Source organism: Alkaliphilus crotonatoxidans, assembly GCF_054658015.1.
The window spans coordinates 809230-828412 of record NZ_BAAHXS010000004.1 but is presented as its reverse complement, the minus strand read 5'-3'; the positions used below and the strand labels follow the sequence as shown (position 1 = coordinate 828412).

19 protein-coding genes are annotated in these 19183 nt (G+C 37.9%); 11 read left to right on the top strand and 8 right to left on the bottom strand.

The window, feature by feature from the left end:
* Window positions 1-12 precede the first annotated feature (12 nt).
* The 7 genes from gyrA to dnaA all read right to left on the bottom strand — a co-directional run bounded on the left by gyrA (window position 13) and on the right by dnaA (window position 9028).
* Window positions 13-2448 carry a DNA gyrase subunit A gene (gene gyrA, locus ACYQ1I_RS06520; RefSeq protein WP_459765306.1) on the bottom strand — a complete coding sequence of 812 codons (2436 nt, stop codon included), beginning with the start codon at window positions 2446-2448 and terminating at the stop codon, window positions 13-15.
* A gap of 17 nt (window positions 2449-2465) precedes the next feature.
* Complete coding sequence (gene gyrB / locus ACYQ1I_RS06515) at window positions 2466-4379, bottom strand: DNA topoisomerase (ATP-hydrolyzing) subunit B (protein ID WP_459763557.1); 1914 nt, start codon at window positions 4377-4379, stop codon at window positions 2466-2468.
* Between the two features lie 113 nt (window positions 4380-4492).
* Window positions 4493-4792 carry an extracellular matrix regulator RemB gene (gene remB / locus ACYQ1I_RS06510; protein WP_459763555.1) on the bottom strand — a complete coding sequence of 100 codons (300 nt, stop codon included), beginning with the start codon at window positions 4790-4792 and terminating at the stop codon, window positions 4493-4495.
* A gap of 80 nt (window positions 4793-4872) precedes the next feature.
* Window positions 4873-5985, bottom strand: a complete 1113-nt coding sequence (recF, locus tag ACYQ1I_RS06505; RefSeq protein ID WP_459763553.1) for a DNA replication/repair protein RecF — start codon at window positions 5983-5985, stop codon at window positions 4873-4875.
* A 39-nt stretch (window positions 5986-6024) separates the two neighbouring features.
* On the bottom strand, window positions 6025-6234 hold the full coding sequence (locus tag ACYQ1I_RS06500; RefSeq protein ID WP_459763551.1) for an RNA-binding S4 domain-containing protein: 210 nt from the start codon (window positions 6232-6234) through the stop codon (window positions 6025-6027).
* A 120-nt stretch (window positions 6235-6354) separates the two neighbouring features.
* Window positions 6355-7461, bottom strand: a complete 1107-nt coding sequence (gene dnaN, locus ACYQ1I_RS06495) for a DNA polymerase III subunit beta (protein WP_459763549.1) — start codon at window positions 7459-7461, stop codon at window positions 6355-6357.
* Window positions 7462-7684: 223 nt separating this feature from the next.
* Entirely contained in the window at window positions 7685-9028 is a 1344-nt protein-coding gene (gene dnaA, locus ACYQ1I_RS06490; protein ID WP_459763547.1) for a chromosomal replication initiator protein DnaA, read from the bottom strand.
* A 644-nt stretch (window positions 9029-9672) separates the two neighbouring features.
* Here dnaA and rpmH point away from each other — a divergent pair.
* The 9 genes from rpmH (at window position 9673) to ACYQ1I_RS06445 (ending at window position 16854) form a co-directional block, all read left to right on the top strand.
* Window positions 9673-9807: a 50S ribosomal protein L34 gene (gene rpmH, locus ACYQ1I_RS06485; RefSeq protein ID WP_459763545.1), complete on the top strand. Its 135-nt coding sequence runs from the start codon at window positions 9673-9675 to the stop codon at window positions 9805-9807.
* A 50-nt stretch (window positions 9808-9857) separates the two neighbouring features.
* Window positions 9858-10190, top strand: coding sequence for a ribonuclease P protein component (rnpA, locus tag ACYQ1I_RS06480; RefSeq protein WP_459765304.1), 333 nt, complete (start codon window positions 9858-9860; stop codon window positions 10188-10190).
* A gap of 28 nt (window positions 10191-10218) precedes the next feature.
* Window positions 10219-10431 carry a membrane protein insertion efficiency factor YidD gene (gene yidD / locus ACYQ1I_RS06475; protein ID WP_459763543.1) on the top strand — a complete coding sequence of 71 codons (213 nt, stop codon included), beginning with the start codon at window positions 10219-10221 and terminating at the stop codon, window positions 10429-10431.
* Window positions 10432-10454: 23 nt separating this feature from the next.
* Entirely contained in the window at window positions 10455-11117 is a 663-nt protein-coding gene (locus tag ACYQ1I_RS06470; protein WP_459763541.1) for a YidC/Oxa1 family membrane protein insertase, read from the top strand.
* Window position 11118: 1 nt separating this feature from the next.
* Window positions 11119-11739, top strand: a complete 621-nt coding sequence (jag, locus tag ACYQ1I_RS06465; protein ID WP_459763539.1) for an RNA-binding cell elongation regulator Jag/EloR — start codon at window positions 11119-11121, stop codon at window positions 11737-11739.
* Between the two features lie 159 nt (window positions 11740-11898).
* Window positions 11899-13284: a tRNA uridine-5-carboxymethylaminomethyl(34) synthesis GTPase MnmE gene (gene mnmE / locus ACYQ1I_RS06460; protein ID WP_459763537.1), complete on the top strand. Its 1386-nt coding sequence runs from the start codon at window positions 11899-11901 to the stop codon at window positions 13282-13284.
* A gap of 46 nt (window positions 13285-13330) precedes the next feature.
* Window positions 13331-15217: a tRNA uridine-5-carboxymethylaminomethyl(34) synthesis enzyme MnmG gene (mnmG, locus tag ACYQ1I_RS06455; protein ID WP_459763535.1), complete on the top strand. Its 1887-nt coding sequence runs from the start codon at window positions 13331-13333 to the stop codon at window positions 15215-15217.
* Window positions 15217-15936 carry a 16S rRNA (guanine(527)-N(7))-methyltransferase RsmG gene (rsmG, locus tag ACYQ1I_RS06450; RefSeq protein ID WP_459763533.1) on the top strand — a complete coding sequence of 240 codons (720 nt, stop codon included), beginning with the start codon at window positions 15217-15219 and terminating at the stop codon, window positions 15934-15936. The genes mnmG and rsmG overlap by 1 nt, the downstream gene beginning before the upstream one ends.
* 120 nt (window positions 15937-16056) lie before the next feature.
* Window positions 16057-16854 carry a ParB/RepB/Spo0J family partition protein gene (locus tag ACYQ1I_RS06445; protein ID WP_459763531.1) on the top strand — a complete coding sequence of 266 codons (798 nt, stop codon included), beginning with the start codon at window positions 16057-16059 and terminating at the stop codon, window positions 16852-16854.
* A 48-nt stretch (window positions 16855-16902) separates the two neighbouring features.
* Here the strand turns inward: ACYQ1I_RS06445 and ACYQ1I_RS06440 are convergent, their stop codons facing one another.
* On the bottom strand, window positions 16903-17172 hold the full coding sequence (locus ACYQ1I_RS06440) for a TMEM165/GDT1 family protein (RefSeq protein ID WP_459763530.1): 270 nt from the start codon (window positions 17170-17172) through the stop codon (window positions 16903-16905).
* A 281-nt stretch (window positions 17173-17453) separates the two neighbouring features.
* On the opposite strand from ACYQ1I_RS06440, the gene ACYQ1I_RS06435 reads away from it, so the two are divergent.
* Together ACYQ1I_RS06435 and ACYQ1I_RS06430 are read left to right on the top strand one after the other, a co-directional pair.
* The gene (locus ACYQ1I_RS06435) at window positions 17454-18227 is read left to right on the top strand and encodes a ParA family protein (RefSeq protein WP_459763528.1); all 774 of its coding nucleotides are present in this window, start codon (window positions 17454-17456) and stop codon (window positions 18225-18227) included.
* Entirely contained in the window at window positions 18228-19097 is an 870-nt protein-coding gene (locus ACYQ1I_RS06430; protein WP_459763526.1) for a ParB/RepB/Spo0J family partition protein, read from the top strand.
* The last annotated feature ends 86 nt before the right edge of the window (window positions 19098-19183 follow it).

Genomic DNA, 19183 nt, shown 5'->3' with positions numbered 1-19183 from the left:
TTTTAAAACTGTCTATTCCATTTCCTTTTCATGCTGAGGAATTAATGCCACTGAAACGATCTTCTGTTCCTCATAGGTTTTCATTAGGGTTACTCCCTTGGTGACTCTGCCCATCCTAGATATTTCCTTTACATTTAAGCGAATAACGGTTCCATCATTATTAATTAGCAGAATATCATCTTCATCATCAACAATCTCGGCTCCTACTAATTTTCCTGATTTTGCGGTGATATTAAAGGTTTTTACACCCTTTCCACCCCTTGATTGCAGTCGATATTCACTTAAGCCGGTACGCTTACCGAAGCCCCTTTCGCTTACAACCAGAATATCCTTATCTTCATTGGTGATTTCCATGGCCACAACCTCATCATTTTTTGAAAGGGTAATTCCCTTTACTCCCATGGCTCCTCTTCCCATATCTCTGATTTCTTTTTCACTAAACTGTATTGCCATTCCATTGGCTGTGACAAATACAATATTTTGATTTTCATTTGTCATTCTAACGCTGATCAGCTCGTCATCTTCACGAATATTAATGGCAATCAATCCAGTTTTTCTAGTATTTTCAAATTGACATAGCTGGGTCTTCTTGATAATTCCCTTTTTCGTGGCCAGTACCAAATATTCTTCATCACATTCACGCTTCATGGGAATGACTGCTGCAATTTTTTCATTCGGTGTAAGCTGAATGAGGTTAACAATGGCAGTTCCCTTTGCCTGACGTTTCGCCTCTGGAATTTCATAGGCATTAAGCCGGTATACCTTTCCCTTGTTGGTGAAGAACAGGATATAATCATGACTAGAAGTAATAATTAGTTTTTCAACAAAATCCTCTTCCCTTGTGGTAACACCTGAAATACCCTTACCCCCTCTTTTTTGGCTTTTATAGGTATCTAAGGGTAGACGCTTAACATACCCAAAATGGGTTAGGGTAACCACCACGTCCTCTTCAATAATCAAATCTTCAATGTTGATTTCCCCTTCATCAAGGACAATGGCTGTTCTTCTGTCATCACTGTATTTCTCTTTAATTTCAGTTAATTCATCCTTAATGATATTTAAAACAAGGCTTTCATTGGCCAAAATTTCTTTAAGTTCCTTGATTAATTTAATTAAATCTTGATACTCCGCTTCAATTTTATCTCGCTCTAAGCCTGTAAGCCTTTGCAGCCTCATATCTAATATTGCCTGGGCTTGCTTTTCAGACAGGCTAAAACGCTCAATTAAGCCTTCCTTGGCCACATGAACATTTTCTGAAGCTCTAATTAATGCAATTACTTCATCTAAATGATCGAGGGCAATTTTTAATCCTTCTAAAATGTGGGCCTTTTCTTCAGCTTTTCTTAGATCATACTGGGTTCTTCTAGTAATGATCTCTTTTTGATGATTGATGTAATGGTACAGAATCTCCTTTAAATTTAATATTTTGGGCTCTCCGTTAACCAGGGCAATCATAATAATGCTGAAGGTATCTTCCATTTGAGAATGCTTGTACAGTTTATTTAAAACTACATTGGCATTGGCATCTCGCTTTAGCTCAATAACAATTCTCATTCCGTTTCTGTCGCTTTCATCCCTAAGGTCAGAGATTCCTTCAATTTTTTTATCCCTTACCAGCTCTGCAATTTTTTCGATTAGCTTTGCTTTATTGACCTGGTACGGTATTTCTGTAACGACGATCTGCTGTCGATTATTTTTTAGCTCTTCAATGTCGGCAACAGCCCTGACCTTTACTCTTCCACGACCTGTGCGATAGGCCTCCTTGATTCCTTCGGTACCCATGATCTGGGCCCCTGTGGGAAAGTCTGGCCCCTTTATATGTGTAATTAATTCTTCTATTTCTATAGCTGGGTTGTCAATCATATGAACCAGCCCATTGACAACCTCCCCTAGATTATGGGGCGGAATGGAAGTGGCCATTCCAACGGCAATACCATTGGAACCATTAACCAGCAGATTGGGAAAACGGCTTGGTAAAACAGCCGGTTCCTTTAAGGTGTCATCAAAGTTAGGTGTATAGTCAACGGTTTCCTTTTGAATATCCCGAATCATTTCCAGGGCAATTTTGGATAGCTTCGCCTCGGTATATCTCATGGCGGCAGCACCGTCTCCATCTACCGAACCAAAGTTACCATGTCCATCCACCAATAAATAACGGGTTGAGAAATCCTGAGCCAGTCGAACCATTGCATCATATACTGCCGAATCGCCATGGGGATGATATTTACCCAATACATCCCCCACAATACGGGCAGATTTACGGTAGGCCTTGTCTGGCATTAAACCAAGCTCAACCATAGAATATAAAATTCTACGATGAACTGGCTTTAATCCATCTCGAACGTCTGGTAAAGCCCGTCCGACGATAACACTCATGGCATATTCAATATAGGATTTTTTCATTTCATCTTCTATACCGATAGGGACAATTTTGTCATTTTCTTCTATCATTGTTTACCCCCCTATTAAATATCTAAATTCTTTACATATTTTGCATTTTTTTCGATGAAATCTCTTCTCGGCTCAACCTTATCCCCCATCAGGGTGTTGAAAATTTCATCTGCCGCTGCGGCATCTTCAATGGAAACCTGAAGTAGGGTTCTTGTGGCGGGATTCATAGTAGTATCCCATAGCTGTTCAGGATTCATTTCACCAAGTCCTTTATAACGCTGGATTTCAGCCTTTGTATCTCTGCCTAACTCATCTAATATTTCATTTAATTCTTTTTCAGAATAAGCATATTTTTCTATTTTACCCTTTTTAATTTTATAAAGGGGTGGTTGGGCAGCATAGATATAGCCTAATTCGATCAAAGGCTTCATATATCTAAAGAAGAAGGTTAATAGCAGCGTTCTGATATGGGCACCATCTACATCGGCATCGGTCATAATGATAATTTTATGATATCGCAGACGCTCTGTGCTAAAATCTGCCCCAATGCCTGTCCCAAAGGCAGTAATCATTGAGCGTATTTCGTTGTAATTAAGAATTTTATCTAATCTGGCCTTTTCGACATTTAGAATTTTTCCTCTGAGGGGTAGAATAGCCTGGGTACTACGATCTCTACCTTGCTTTGCACTTCCTCCCGCTGAATCTCCCTCAACAAGATAAATTTCACTGAGGGCAGGGTCCTTTTCTGAGCAATCAGCTAATTTTCCAGGTAAAGAGGTGTTTTCCAATACACCCTTTCTTCTTGTCAGCTCCCGGGCCTTTTTGGCAGCCTCTCTGGCTCGCTGGGCCCTAAGGGCTTTATCAATGATGATCTTTGATTCACTGGGGTTTTCCTCTAAAAAGGCTTCTAAATATTCTGCCGTAACGGTTTCAACTATTCCCCTTATTTCACTGTTTCCCAGCTTTGTCTTTGTCTGGCCTTCGAATTGAGGGTCTGTAAGTTTAACTGAAACGATTGCCGTTAACCCTTCTCTGATATCTTCTCCCATAAGGTTGGCATCCTTATCTTTAATTAACCCTATTTTTCTGGCGTAATCATTAATAATTCTGGTTAGGGCTGATTTAAATCCAATTAAATGGGTTCCTCCCTCTTGGGTATTGATGTTATTGGCAAAGCTGAAAATGTTCTCAGTGTAGGAATCTGTATACTGCATGGCAATTTCTACAACTGAATTTTCTCTTTCCTTTTCAAAATAAATTATTTTATCGTGAATTATCTCTCTATTTTTATTCAAATGCTTTACAAATTCAATAATACCGCCATCGTAATGGAAAACACTTTCTTTTTCCTGTCCTTCCCGTTCATCCCTCAGGATGATTTTTACACCTCTGTTTAAAAAGGCTAATTCCCTAAGTCTATATTCAAGGGTTTCAAATTTATAATTGGTTTCATCAAAAATTTCCGCATCAGGCTTGAAAAGGGTTGTGGTTCCTCTTCCATCGGTTTCACCGACTGCTTGTACATCTGAAAGGGGATTTCCTCTTTCATATCGTTGTCTGTACAATTTGCCATCAATCCTAATCTCTACCTCTACATACTCTGAAAGGGCATTCACCACTGAAATTCCCACACCATGGAGTCCGCCAGAAACCTTATAGCCTCCACCGCCAAATTTACCGCCGGCATGAAGCACCGTCATGACAGTTTCCAGGGTTGATTTACCGGTTTTAGGATGTATATCAACGGGTATTCCTCTCCCGTTATCAATTACTCTAATGGCATTGTCCTTTAAAATCGTGACATCAATTAGATCACAATAGCCTGCCAAGGCTTCATCGATACTATTGTCCACCACCTCATAAACCAAATGATGCAGCCCCCTGGGACCAGTTGACCCAATATACATTCCAGGCCTCTTTCTAACTGGTTCAAGGCCTTCTAAGACCTGTATCTGTTCTGCACCATAATGCTGTACATTTTTTTCCATAACATAACCTCCTAAACAACTTTAAGTCTATTGAAAGCTCTCTCTATTGGATATACAGAAATAATCTGCTGACAATAAGTGACCGCTAAATTCAGTAACAAATGTCTAGCAGATTAGAATTTTTCAATATCTTCTATAAATCCGGCCCTTTTTTGTAGGGTCAAAGCTGATATGGGGGAGTAATATACAATGGTTTTTTTAATTAAACCACCTTTTTTGGTTGATTTCATTACTTTTTCTGTAACCACAAAGGAACGGGCCTCTTCATGGGCTATTTCCTGTACAAACCCCTCATCTTTGCAGACTTCTAAAAATTGTTGACTCCCTTTTGCCTTTAGTGTGGATTGTATATCAAAAATACCGATTATGTCTTTGACAGGTACCACAACCTCTCCTCCAAGGTGGAGAAACATATGCATCACCCCTGTTCATTTTCCATTCCTCTATTATAACCTTATTCTTACAGGAATAAAAGACTGTCGCTTCATATTTTCTAAATTTCGTCGAATTTCCTTACGATTCCTTGTGAAACATAATAAATATTTCGGTTTTCCACCTGCTCAACCTTTAATTGTTCTATCATGGTGGTGGTTATAAAGGTCTGGATGTTTTTTAAATTATGAATTAGATAATTCTGACGCTGTAAATCCAGCTCACTCATGACATCATCCAATAGCAGTACAGGATATTCCCCCACCTCGCCCTTAATAAGCTCCAGTTCTGCCAGCTTTAACGAGAGAACTGATGTTCTTTGCTGGCCTTGGGAACCAAAGTTTTTAACGTCCATTTGATTAACCTTAAAAATCAGCTCATCCCGATGGGGCCCCACCAGGGTGATTCCCCGGGCAATTTCCACGGCCCTTTGCTCCTTTAGCCTTTCTAAAAACTTTTCTGTTATTTCAGCTAGTTCATCTTTTTCATGTAGGGCTACATTACTATCATATTGAATTTCGAGGGTTTCTTTTTCTTCTGTTATTTTACGGTGCATCAACCTGGCCAGTATACCGATTCTCTTTATAAACCTTTTACGATAAAGCATGATTGTTGAACCAGACTTGACCAGCTGTTCGTTCCAGATTTCTAGATCTACTTTTTTTCCCCGGCTCTCTCTTAATAGCTTATTTCGCTGCTGCAAAATTCTATTGTATTGATTGAGGGTATAATAATATTTAGGATAAATTTGTGAAATTTCGTTATCAATGAAGCGCCGTCTTTCTCCTGGTCCTTCTTTAATAATTTTCAAGTCATCAGGAGCAAAAATAACAACATTTAAATTCCCCAATAGCTCCCCCCTTTTCACCAAAGGGATTTGATTAACCTTCATTTGCTTCTTTGCCTGGGTATCCAGCTTGATCTCTATGGTTGTTTCACCAGCTAGCCGATTAAGCATTACCCTAGTGTAGGCCTGTGATTTATATATCTTGATCATTTCGTTATCCTTACTGGTTCGAAAGGATTTCCCCATGGCTGAAAGGTAAAGCATTTCGATAATATTGGTTTTCCCTTGGGCATTTTGGCCAACAAATATATTTAGTCTTGGATGAATTTCTAATTTAAGTGTTTCGTAGTTTCTAAAATTAACGGCCTTTATTTCTTTGATGATCATGGATTAACCTCCTATTTCATCCTAATAGGAAATAGTACTTTAAGTAACGTGAATTTCTATATCATTGATTTGAACCACGTCTCCAGGCCTGATCTTCTTTCCTCTTTGAGATATGGTTATACCATTCACTTTAACTTCGCCATTTAATATTCTGAGCTTTGCTTCACCACCGCTGCCAACGACATCACTGAATTTTAAAAGCTGATCCAGCTTAATAAATTCTTCTTCAATTTTAACCTGCTTTTCCATAGTAGGCCTCCTCTGCAAAAGCTACTTCCTTCTGGAAATAGCTTAGTTTTAATCAGTATCTATCTATCATCTAAATGATTTCCATCGGTATAAAAATATAAACCCAGCTTAAGCTGGGTCTTAGTTGGCTGATAATCGAACTGGCAATACTAAGTAAACGTAATTTTGATTATTTACCGGCTTAATAATTCCGGGGCTGATATTGGTTGTAAACTCTAAGTAAACCTCTTCTTCATCTACTGCCTTTAAAGCATCAATAAAATACTTGGAATTAAAGGCAATCTCCAGGTCGGCCCCCTCCAGCTCTATACTGATTTCTTCATAGACCTTTCCTATTTCAGAATTTGAGGTAATCACCATTTTATCATCATTAATAGTAAATTTCACTAGATTGTTTTTTCCTTCTCTGGCCAATAATGAAGCCCTTTCAATACTGTTAAGCAGCCTTTTGGTGCTGACCTTAATCTGAGATTGATGTTCCTTGGGTAAAATTTGATTATAATTAATAAATTCTCCTTCCAATAGCCTTGAAATCAGCTTGGTATTCCCTATGGTAAACAATCCTTGATTTTCTGTAAAGATGATATTAATAGGTTCATCATCGTCACTGTTCATGATTCTGCTGATTTCATTCAGGGTTTTAGCGGGAATTACCACTCGATTGGAGTCAACACTATTGATTTTACCGCTTCGTAGTGCTAATCGATAGCCGTCAAGGGCTACCATATTTAATCTGTCATTTTCTATTTCCATTAAGACTCCCGTTAAAATAGGCCTTGATTCATCCTGTGAGGTGGCGAAGACTGTTTGTCTGATCATATTTCTGAATAGTTCCTGAGAAATTTGATGACACTGTTCCTCTTCAATCATAGGCAGCTCTGGAAAATCTGTTGCATCACTGCATAGAATGTTAAACTCAGTTGTGTCACATTTAATTAACAGTTGATTATTTTCTTGAAGTTTCAGCTCTACATCTTCATCCGGTAGCTTTCTTATGATTTCACTAAAGAGTCTTGCATCAATTACAACGGTACCTTCTTGATGTACCTGGGCCTCTATGATGTTTTCTATTCCTATCTCCAGATCTGTGCCCACTAGCTTTAAATTGTTTGAATAGGCCTCTAAGTAGATTCCCTTTAAAATAGGTAACGTTGTTTTAGTTGAAACTGACTTTTGAACAATTGATATGCTATGCATTAGATTTTTTTGAGAACATATAAAATGCATGTGGATAACCTCCCCGGCAATTATAGAGATAAAAAAGATAAAAATATAGTAGTAATAGTAATAGGGCCTGTTAATTTGTGTATAAGGGCCTAAGATGCTGTCAGGCATGGCCAAGTAAGCTGTGAATAATATGTTAATACGCTGCACCTATTTATCCACATAATCAAATCCCTTAAAGGATTTTCATAGTATCAACAGGCTATTCACAAAATAATGTGCACAATTATAAATCCCCTTTCAGGTCTTTAATGATTGATTCCACCAGTTCCTTTAAGTTGGCATCTGCCTTGATGTCATTAACAATCTTTTCATGGGCATGCATAACCGTTGTATGGTCTCTTCCACCAAATTCTTCCCCAATTTTAGGCAGGGAAAGGTCAGTCAATTCCCTTGTAATATACATGGCAATTTGTCTTGGGTAAGCAATGGCCCGAGTTCTTTTTTTGGAATCAAAATCCTCCAGTTTAATGTTGAATCTTTTAGAGACAACCTCTTTAATTAAAGGGATATTCAGCTGCTTTGGCTTGGAAGAAAAGATTTCCTTCAGGGCTTCACTGGCCAAATCAACTGTAATATCACTATTGGTTAAGGATGAATAGGCCACAATTCTGATTAAAGCCCCTTCCAGCTCACGTATATTGGCCTGGATTTTCTTTGCAATATAGATGGTAACTTCATTGGGAACATCGATATTCTCCATTTGAGCTTTTTTACGAAGGATTGCAATTCTCGTTTCAAAATCTGGTGCTTGAATATCTGTAATCAGACCCCACTCAAAGCGTGACCTTAAGCGATCTTCGAGGGTTGGAATTTCCTTGGGGGGACGATCACTGGAAATAATAATTTGCTTATTTGATTCATGCAAGGCATTAAAGGTATGGAAAAATTCCTCCTGGGTTCGCTCTTTCCCGGCAATGAATTGTATATCATCTACCAATAATACATCGACATTACGGTAACGATTGCGAAATTCAACGTTTCTGTCGTCTCTGATGGAATTAATTAGTTCATTAGTAAAGGTTTCTGAGGAAACGTAGGCTACCCTGACCTTTGGATCATTTTCCAATATGTAATGACCTATGGCATGCATTAAATGGGTTTTACCCAATCCAACGCCTCCATAAATAAAGAGTGGGTTATATGCCTTGGCAGGTGCTTCAGCCACAGCCACAGAAGCTGCATGGGCAAAACGGTTACTATTACCAATAACAAAGGTATCAAAGGTATACTTAGGATTAAGATTGGTAGAAGAAATTGTAGGGTCTAACAACTTCTTTTGTTTTGTCTGCTCCTTTTTCAAGTTCTTAACGTTTTCTTCTGTTGGAACGATAAAGGACACTTCAAATTTTTTAGAAGTTACCTGCTTGATGGCATTGTCAATCAGTGTTGCATAACGAGTGTTTAGAATACCCTTGGTAAAGTCATTTGGAACGGCCAGTATAATTTGATTTTCATCCATTGAAATGGGTTCGATTGTTTTAATCCAAGTATTAAAGCTAACCTCTGTCAATTCAGACCTAATAATGTTTTGCGTTTTATCCCAAATTTCAGATAGGTTGTCCAGCATAAAACAGCCCCCTAACTGCTGATATATATTTTAAAAAATTATGGACAATAATAGTAAGATGAGTGAATTGAATCACTTAGGAAATAAAAATTCATGTTTTTATCCTCAATCTTATCCACATAAAGGGAAAAATTAAGAAAAAATTAATGATAAAAAAGATAGACCATGTTATAAACAATAATGATTAAATTAATGTGGATAATTTGTGATTAATGGGGTCTATTTCATTATATAAAATAGTTATCAACAATAGCAATGATTATTTTTATGCACAAAAAAAAATAGATGTGCAGATACATAATTATTTATAATCTGGGAAAATTCTAAGTTATGCACAAAGCTATCCACATAATGTGTATAAATGTGATTAATGTTAATAGTTTTTAAAAAGTTATCAACAAGCATTAATATAATATCAAATTATATCGGGGTTTTCAACAAAATTTAAAAAATATCCACAAAAAAAAACTTTACACAACAGATTTATCCACAGATTCCAAATTGCTTTTATCTTGACAGCCCTTATCAATATCGTTATAATCTATTTGTGTCAATATTTTTAGGTACTCTTTAGGTAGTATTATATTGAATATTATATTGATTAGATAGAAGTACTGATTAGTACTTTGAAGGGGGTGTTTTTCGTGAAAAGAACCTATCAGCCTAAGAAAAGACAAAGAAGTAAGGAACATGGCTTCAGAAAAAGAATGAGTACAAAGAATGGTAGAAACGTTTTAAAAAGACGTAGACTAAGAGGCAGAAAGAGATTGACTGCATAAGGGCCGCACTATGTGGCCTTTTTCTGTAATTATGGGAGTTGGTAAAAAGAATGAAGGCCAACAATTTCTTAAAAAAAGATCGCGAATTTAGAATCGTTTACAAGTCTGGAAAATCGATGGCCAATAAACTACTAATTATATATGTGGCGAACAATAGAAGCGATACGACTCGCGTTGGCTTTACTGTTTCAAAAAAGGTAGGAAAAAGCGTTGTTCGAAGCCGTGTGAAAAGACTGATGAAGGAAAGTTTTCGATTAAATCAAGAAGGTATTTCTAAAGGATACGATATTGTCTTTGTGGCCAGAGCTGGATGTAAGGAAGCTACATATAAAGAAATTGAAAGTGCAATGCTTCATTTATTCAGAAAAATGAGACTGCTTTAGGTATTGATGGGTATGGAGTGATGAATGAATGGCAAAAATTTGTATAGGGCTCCTTCGCTTCTATCAAAGAAGGATTTCTCCATTGAAAGGACAAACCTGTCGTTTTTATCCAACTTGCTCTACCTATAGTATAGAGGCATATCAGCACTATGGTTTTTTTAAAGGAACCTATTTAACCATTAGAAGAATTATCAGGTGTCATCCCTTTCATCCAGGAGGTTATGACCCATTAAAGAAATAACTTGCGATTAGGGGGTTTTGAATTTGAGTGCCTTGGCAAAACCGTTGGGTCTGTTGCTGAAAATGATATATGATATCATAGGCAATTATGGCTTATCAATTATTATATTTACGATACTAGTCAAACTATTGATGGTACCCTTAACCATTAAGCAAATGAAGTCAATGAAGGGAATTCAGGAAATTCAACCAAAGCTGAAGGAATTACAGGAAAAGTATAAAGATGATAAGGAAAAGCTCAATGTAAAAACAATGGAGCTTTATCAGGAGTATAAGATTAACCCCTTTGGAGGCTGCTTGCCGCTTTTGATTCAATTTCCAATTTTAATTGGTCTGTTTGCTGTTTTAAGAGAGCCTGGTATTTATGTATTTGAATCGCAGGCTGCCTATGAGGCGATTAATACCGCTTTTTTATGGATGGCAAATTTAACTGATCCAGATCCATGGATTCTACCAATTTTAGCAGGATTATTAACCTTTTTATCCAGCGTAACAATGGCAGGAGCCAATAAATCAGACCCATCTCAAAAAATGATGACTTACTTTTTCCCAATTTTAATCTTCTGGTGGGGCCGGGGCTTCCCAGCAGGATTAAGTCTTTACTGGGTTGTAAGTAACGGATTTCAGGTAGTCCAACAATTAGTTCTTAAACGACCTGTTGCAGGGACAAAGGAGGGTTCAAACTAATATGAACTTGATTGAAATCACCGGAAAAACTGTTGAGGAAGCTATTGAAGAGGGTCTTAAGGAATTAAAAAAAAATAAAGATCAGGTCAAAATAGAAATACTTGAAAAGCCAACAAAGGGTTTTTTAGGAATTATTGGCACGAAAATGGCTCGAGTAAGATTAACAGTCATCGATCATCCTGAGGAAGATGCAAAGAATTTTTTAATGGATGTAATGAAATCGATGGGGATTGAAGCATCAATTGAAGTTCAGTTAGTAAAGGATAGTTTAAATATTCAGTTAGAAGGACCCAATATGGGAGTGATTATCGGTCGCCGAGGTCAGACCTTAGATTCTCTGCAATATCTTGTTAGCCTAGTGGTGAATAAAAATCGCGATAATTATTTAAAGGTATTCATTGATACAGAAAATTATCGGGAAAAGAGAGAAGAAACCTTAATCAGGCTGGCCAATAAAATGGCCCGAAAGGCTAAGAAAATAGGGAAAACCGTAATATTAGAGCCAATGAACCCCTATGAACGAAGAATTATTCACTCTGCTCTTCAGGGAAATCCCTATGTACAGACCTACAGTGAAGGTGATGAGCCCTTTAGAAAGGTTGTCATTACACTGAAAAAATAGAGTTGACCCAGTATAGTTACTGGGTTTTTTCTAATGTAGGGGGAAGATTTTTTAAAATAAGGAATTTGTAATGGAACTTGTATTATTTTGGTATAATAGGGATAATAAAAAGGCAGTTGCTTCAATTCAATTGATCAATACGAATAGAGGTGTATTTTTATGTTTCTTGATGATACAATTGCGGCCATTGCCACAGCTCCGGGGGAAGCTGGGATTGGTGTAATTAGAATTAGTGGGGAAAAGGCTTTAGAGGTAATTGATTTACTTTTTAAATCAGCAGGAGGAAAAAAATTAAGTGAGTTTTCACCAAGGCGTCTTACCTACGGGCATATTTTTGACCCTGTAAAGGGGGAAAAAATAGATGAGGTATTGGCTGTCTATATGAGTGCGCCAAATACCTACACAAAGGAAAATGTTGTGGAAATCAACTGCCACGGCGGTATGATACCGGTAAAACGGATACTGGAGCTGATTTTGCGTCAGGGTATTAGGGCCGCAGACCCGGGGGAATTTACAAAGCGTGCCTTTTTAAACGGTAGAATTGATTTAGCCCAGGCTGAAGCAGTTATGGATTTAATCAGTGCTAAAACCGAAAAGGGCTTTGATATTGCCCTAGATCAGCTGGAGGGGAGCTTGTCTAAAAGGGTTGAAGGATTTCGTAACCAGGTGTTAGAGCTGTTGGCCCATATGGAGGTTTCTATTGATTTTTCAGAGGAGGACGTAGATGAAATTACCCTTGACTTGCTGCTGGAAAAGAGTATAGCCTTGGAAAAGGAAATGGAACATTTGCTTTTAACTGCAGATACAGGGAAAATATTAAGGGAGGGTTTGAGTACTGTAATTGTTGGAAAGCCCAATGTAGGAAAGTCTTCCTTGCTGAATGCCCTCTTGAGGGAATCGAGAGCCATTGTTACAGAAATACCCGGCACCACCAGGGATGTAATAGAGGAGCAGCTTAATATTAGGGGAATTCCCTTAAAGCTAATTGATACTGCTGGAATTAGAGAAACAGAGGATATTGTTGAAAGAATAGGTGTTCAAAAAACCAAGGAATTTTTTAATCGAGCCGATTTAGTTATTTTGATGCTGGATGCCTCGCGGGATTTAACCGAGGAGGATTTAGAAATTATCGAATTGATTAAGCATAAAAGATCTATGGTTATTATCAATAAGACAGATTTACCCAATCAGGTTAATGAAGAAAAGATTCGACAGTTAATAGGGGAAAAGCCTATTATTAAGGTATCATTATTGGAAAACCACGGCCTTGAAGCTATAGAAGGCTGTCTGGAGGAAATGGTCTTTCAAGGGCCCTTGAGGGCAAAGGATCATCTGTTGGTAACCAATGTAAGGCATAAAAATGCCCTTGAAAGGGCACTTAATAGCCTTCGGGAGGGAATTGAGGCCATTAGACAAAAGCTACCCATGGATTTTATCGAGGTTGACTATAAAAACACCTGGAATTACCTTGGTGAAATAACCGGTGATACAGTGGGTGAGGATTTAATTGATCATATATTTAAGAACTTCTGTATTGGTAAATAGACTATGTTACAACAGTAATAATTAAAGATGGAGGAGAAACAATCAGATGAAATATCTTGGAGGTTCGTATGATGTAATTGTCGTTGGAGGGGGACATGCAGGCTGTGAAGCAGCCCTGGCCGCAGCCAGGATGGGTCAGAATACCTTATTGCTAACCCTGACCCTGGATGCCATTGCCATGATGCCTTGTAATCCCTCGATAGGTGGAACCGGTAAGGGTCACCTGGTGAAGGAGATTGATGCCCTGGGCGGAGAAATGGGAATTAACATTGATAAAGCCTTTATTCAAAGCAGAATGCTAAATACTGCAAAGGGACCGGCTGTTCATTCCCTTCGGGCCCAAGCAGATAAAAATAAATATCATTTAGAAATGAAAAAAACCATTGAATCGCAAAAAAACTTAGATTTAGTTCAAGGGGAAGTAGTGGACCTGATTGTTGAGGATTCCACCGTTAAAGGTGTGCTTTTAAGAACGGGAGCCCAGTATAACGCCAAGGCTGTTATACTGGCCACAGGGGTTTATTTAAAAAGCAAAATATTTATTGGTGAGGTTAACTATGAATCGGGGCCCAACGGGCTTTTCCCTGCCCAGTTTCTTTCGGAGCGTTTGAGGGCTTTGGGGTGCGATTTAAGGAGATTTAAAACCGGAACCCCTGCAAGAATCCATCGTGATACCATTGATTACGACAAAATGACGATTCAACCTGGTGATGAAAGGGTTGTACCCTTTTCATTTATGAATGATTCTCTGGAAATAGAGCAACATCCCTGCTGGTTAACAAGAACAACTGAGAAAACCCATGAAATCATAATGAATAATCTGAACCGCTCTGCCTTTTATCGAGGAGATATGGAGGGGGTAGGACCCAGGTATTGTCCTTCTATAGAAGATAAGATTGTTCGCTTCAATGATAAGCCCTCACATCAGCTTTTTATTGAACCTGAGGGACTAGATACTAAGGAAATGTACGTTCAGGGCATGTCAACCAGCCTGCCTGAAGAGGTACAGCAGCAAATGCTTAAATCGGTTATTGGCCTGGAAAATGTGAAAATGATGAGGCCGGCCTATGCCATTGAATATGACTGTATTAATCCTACCCAGCTCAAACCATCTTTAGAAACAAAGCATATTTCTTATCTATTTTGTGCAGGCCAATTTAATGGAACCTCTGGCTATGAGGAGGCGGCTGCCCAGGGTTTGATGGCAGGCATTAATGCGGTACTTAAAATTCAAGGAAAGGAGCCCTTTATTTTAGATCGTTCAGAGGCATATATTGGTGTAATTATTGATGATTTGGTAACAAAGGGCACTAATGAACCCTATCGGATGATGACCTCAAGGGCAGAATACCGTTTGGTATTGAGACAGGATAATGCTGATTTGAGGTTGACAGAAAAAAGCTATCAATTAGGTCTGGCCTCAAAGGAAAGATATGATAGAATGACCTTGAAAAGACAAAAGATTGAAGAGGAAATGCAGCGATTAAAGAAAAAAACCGTATCACCCCAGGTGGCCAATTCCCTGTTGGAATCACTGAACAGTACGCCTCTAAAGGCAGGAATAAGCCTTTACGACCTGTTAAAACGCCCCGAAATTAACTATAGCCATATTAGAAGGTTGGAGGAAAGGGAAGAGGCATTGTTGAGCGAGGCTGAAAAACAATGTGAAATCGTGATTAAATATGAAGGCTATATTGAAAAGCAAATGAGGCAGATTGATCAATTTAAGAAGCTGGAAAATAAACGTATTCCAGAGGACATAGATTTTAATAAAATTGATGGGTTAAGGTTGGAGGCAAGACAAAAGCTGACCAATATACGCCCCCTTTCTGTGGGCCAGGCCTCGAGAATATCAGGGGTTTCACCTGCTGATATTTCTGTATTGCTGGTATATTTAGAGCAAAGAAGAAGGCACAGGGGAGGGGAGAGCTAATGGATTTGGAGGAATTATTATATAGGGGCTGCCAGGAGCTGGAGATAGAAATAGAAAAAGAGATGGTTTTACAGTTAATTAAATATAAGGACATACTGCTGGAATGGAATCAGAAAATGAATTTAACAGCCATAGAGGAGCCCAAAGAAATTGTCATTAAACATTTTTTAGATTCCCTGACCTGCCTGATGACAAAGCAATTAACCAGTCAGGGAAGCTTGATTGATGTGGGAACAGGTGCGGGTTTTCCTGGAATCCCCTTAAAGGTACTTTTACCAGATTTAAAATTAACCCTGTTGGATGCTTTAAATAAAAGGATAAGTTTTTTAAAGGAGGTTTCGGATCAGCTTAACCTTCAGGATATTACCTTTTTACATGGCAGGGCAGAGGATTACGGACAAAATAAGGAGCATCGTGAACAATATGATTTCGCAGTGGCTAGAGCCGTTGCTTCAATGAATGTACTGGCCGAATATTGCCTGCCCTTTGTTAAGATAGGCGGATATTTTATTTGTCAAAAGGGGCCTCAGCTGTCAGCGGAACTAACGGAGGCTAAAAGGGCCCTTTCGGTTTTAGGGGGTAATGTAGTGGATGAAATGACTATTCCATTGCCCTTCAGTGATATTAAGCATCGAATTGTGGTGATAGAAAAGGTTAGGCAAACTCCGACAAAATATCCAAGAAAAGCAGGAAAACCAAGTAAAGAACCTATAATATAAGGGAAAAGGGTAGTTTTTTGTAAAACGAAAATTAGAATTAAGCCCCTTTTATTGCAGGACTCAACTTTTTTTTATCGAATATTTATAATTGAATTCATGAAGAAGTGAGGGATAAAATCCATGAATACTGCCGAAAAACAAGTGATTGAAATCGCCATTAATAATATTATTCCTAATCCATATCAGCCCCGAAAAGCCTTTACGAAAATCAGCCTTGAGGAATTAAGCCAATCTATAAAAGCCTATGGTATTTTACAGCCCATCAGCGTTAGACAAATTGGAGAAGAAAAATATGAGCTGATAGCTGGTGAAAGACGATTGAAGGCAGCCAAACTGGCTAACTTGAATAGTATTCCAGCCATTGTACATCGTGATTATAACGACAAGGATTCTGCAGTTTTGGCCATTATAGAAAATTTGCAGCGGGAGGATTTAAACTTTCTGGAAGAGGCAGAGGGCTATCAAAACTTAATTCAGGACCATGGATTCACCCAGCAGGAATTGGCACTTCAAATCGGAAAAAATCAATCGACAATTGCCAATAAGCTTCGAATTCTTCGTTTAAGGCAAGATATTAAAAACATGTTATTGGAGCATAATTTAACGGAAAGGCATGCCAGGGCCCTGTTAAAGCTGCCGGACGACGATTTAAGAAAGATTGCCCTGGAAAAAATCATTAAATATGATTATAATGTTAAACGAACGGAAGAAATTATCCAAGGGCTATTAGAGGAAATAGGGAAAGAAAAGGAGCCAAAGGCCAGTCAAAAAATACGAAGCTTTATGAATTATAGAATTTATATCAATACAATCAAGCAAGCCTATGAAGCCATTAAGGATAAACAGGAAAAGGCAGAATTTAATCAAATAGATAAAGGTGATTACATAGAGGTAACTGTGAAAATACCAAAAAACTAAATAATATTAAAAAAGATTACTAGGGGGGATAGTAATCTTTTTTTATTATTATAGCTTTCCTAGCAATGTTAAACAGCCTATAATGATAAAAACTACCCCGGCAGCCATCTGAAGGTAATGGGGGTTAATAAATTTATTAAGATAAGTGGCGGCTAAAACCCCCACCAGGGAGCTCATAATTAAGGCTAAGGAAGAACCAATGAAGACGGGCCAAACTGATTTTGATTGAGAGGCCAATAGCATTGTCTGAATTTGAGTTTTATCGCCTAGCTCTGCTAAAAAAACAATGACAAAGGTGGTAAAAATAATTTTAAGCATATGTTTGCCTCCTATTTAAGCTGGTTTATATATTGAATTTAATTTTGCAACAAGGAGTGCTTTTGAAAATTCAATAGAACAAAACCTTGTTCTATACTATGTATGTTGTTGAGAAATTAGAAATAATTATAAAAAATTACACTATAAAATAATACATATGAAGATGGTAGTATCTTTTTTTTCTGATTATTGATAAAATATGAATTAACATGAAATAACGATGATAAATTTTAAATTATACAAAATATCTTGATTATAGGAAACCAAAGGGAGTGTTTGTCTTGGCTAAGGTGATTGCTGTATTTAATCAAAAAGGTGGTGTTGGTAAAACAACGACCAATGTGAATTTAAGTGCATGTATCGCTCAAAAGGGTAAAAAAATATGCATAATTGACATTGATCCTCAAGGAAACACCACCAGTGGCTTTGGCATTGACAAAGGGAATCTTACCTATAGCATTTATGATGTAATTGTCAATGAAGTAGATTTAAAGTCAGCCATTTTAGAGACCCAATATGATAATTTGCATATTGTTCCCTCCAGTGTACAACTGGCAGGGGCAGAAATTGAGCTGGCCTCTGTAAATAATCGAGAAATCAAATTAAGACAATCGATTGATACCATCCGAGCAGATTATGACTATATATTTATCGATTGTCCACCTTCCTTGGGATTACTAACAATCAATTCCCTGGCTGCCGTTGATAGTGTTCTAATCCCTATTCAGTGTGAATATTATGCCCTTGAAGGGGTAAGTCAGCTTATGAATACAATTCAGCTGGTTAAACGAAGCCTTAACCCCAATTTAGAAATTCAGGGGGTTGTTTTAAGTATGTTTGACGGCAGAACGAATCTATCGATTCAAGTGGTAGATGAAGTGAAAAATTATTTTAGAGGTAAGGTTTATACCACAATTATTCCCAGGAACGTGAGGCTAGCCGAAGCACCGAGCTTTGGACAACCTGTAATCTACTATGATGAAAAGTCTAAGGGGGCAGAGGCCTATATTGAATTGGCCGAGGAATTTTTAGATTTAGAGGAGGATGTGATATAGATGACGAAGGCAAAAAAGAGGGGCCTGGGAAAGGGGCTGGAGGCTTTAATTCCCCAGGTGGTAGAAATAGAAGCAGAAAGTTCTCAAAATGAGGAGGACAAGATTTATTCTTTAGATATAAATCATATTTATCCTAATATAGAACAGCCCAGAAGGGATTTTGATCGGGAAACTATTTTGGAATTGGCTAACTCGATTAAAGCCCATGGTTTTATTCAACCAATTATCGTATCGAAGGAGAAGGATGGTTATCAGATTATTGCTGGTGAAAGACGCTGGAGGGCCGCCAAGGAGCTTCAATTAAAGGAAATTCCCTGTATCATTAGACAGTATGAGGCAAATAGGCTTCTAGAAATTGCATTAATAGAAAACCTACAGCGGGAGGATTTAAGTGTCATTGAAGAGGCCCTTGCCTATAAAAAAATATTAGAGCAACATAATCTTACCCAGGAGCAGCTGGCTGAGGCCCTGGGAAAAAGCAGGCCCTACATAGCCAACACATTAAGACTGCTTCATCTAGATCAAAGGGTCATTGAAATGATCAAAAATAACCAAATTACCAGTGGTCATGGACGGGTTTTATTGAGGGTAAATAATCAAGAAAAGCAATATCAACTGGCCCTTTATATTGAAAAGGCCGGGTTAAATGTCAGACAGGTGGAGGAATTGATTGCTTCCCAGAAAAATACCGTTAAGAAGAAGGAAAAAAAGCAAAAATCCTATGAGCTGATGGAACTGGAGGATAATCTTAAAAAGCTATTCGGAACCAAAGTAACCATTTCTAAGGGAGCTAAAAAAGGAAAAATAGAGATTGAATACTATAATGAGGATGATTTGGAGAGAATTATTGAGATATTAGATAAAAGATAGGTTTAAGTATATTTCTTAATAATTTTAATAGGGCTTGTTTCACGTGAAACACACAAAACAGAGGCCGCCATTTAATTAGTGACAAT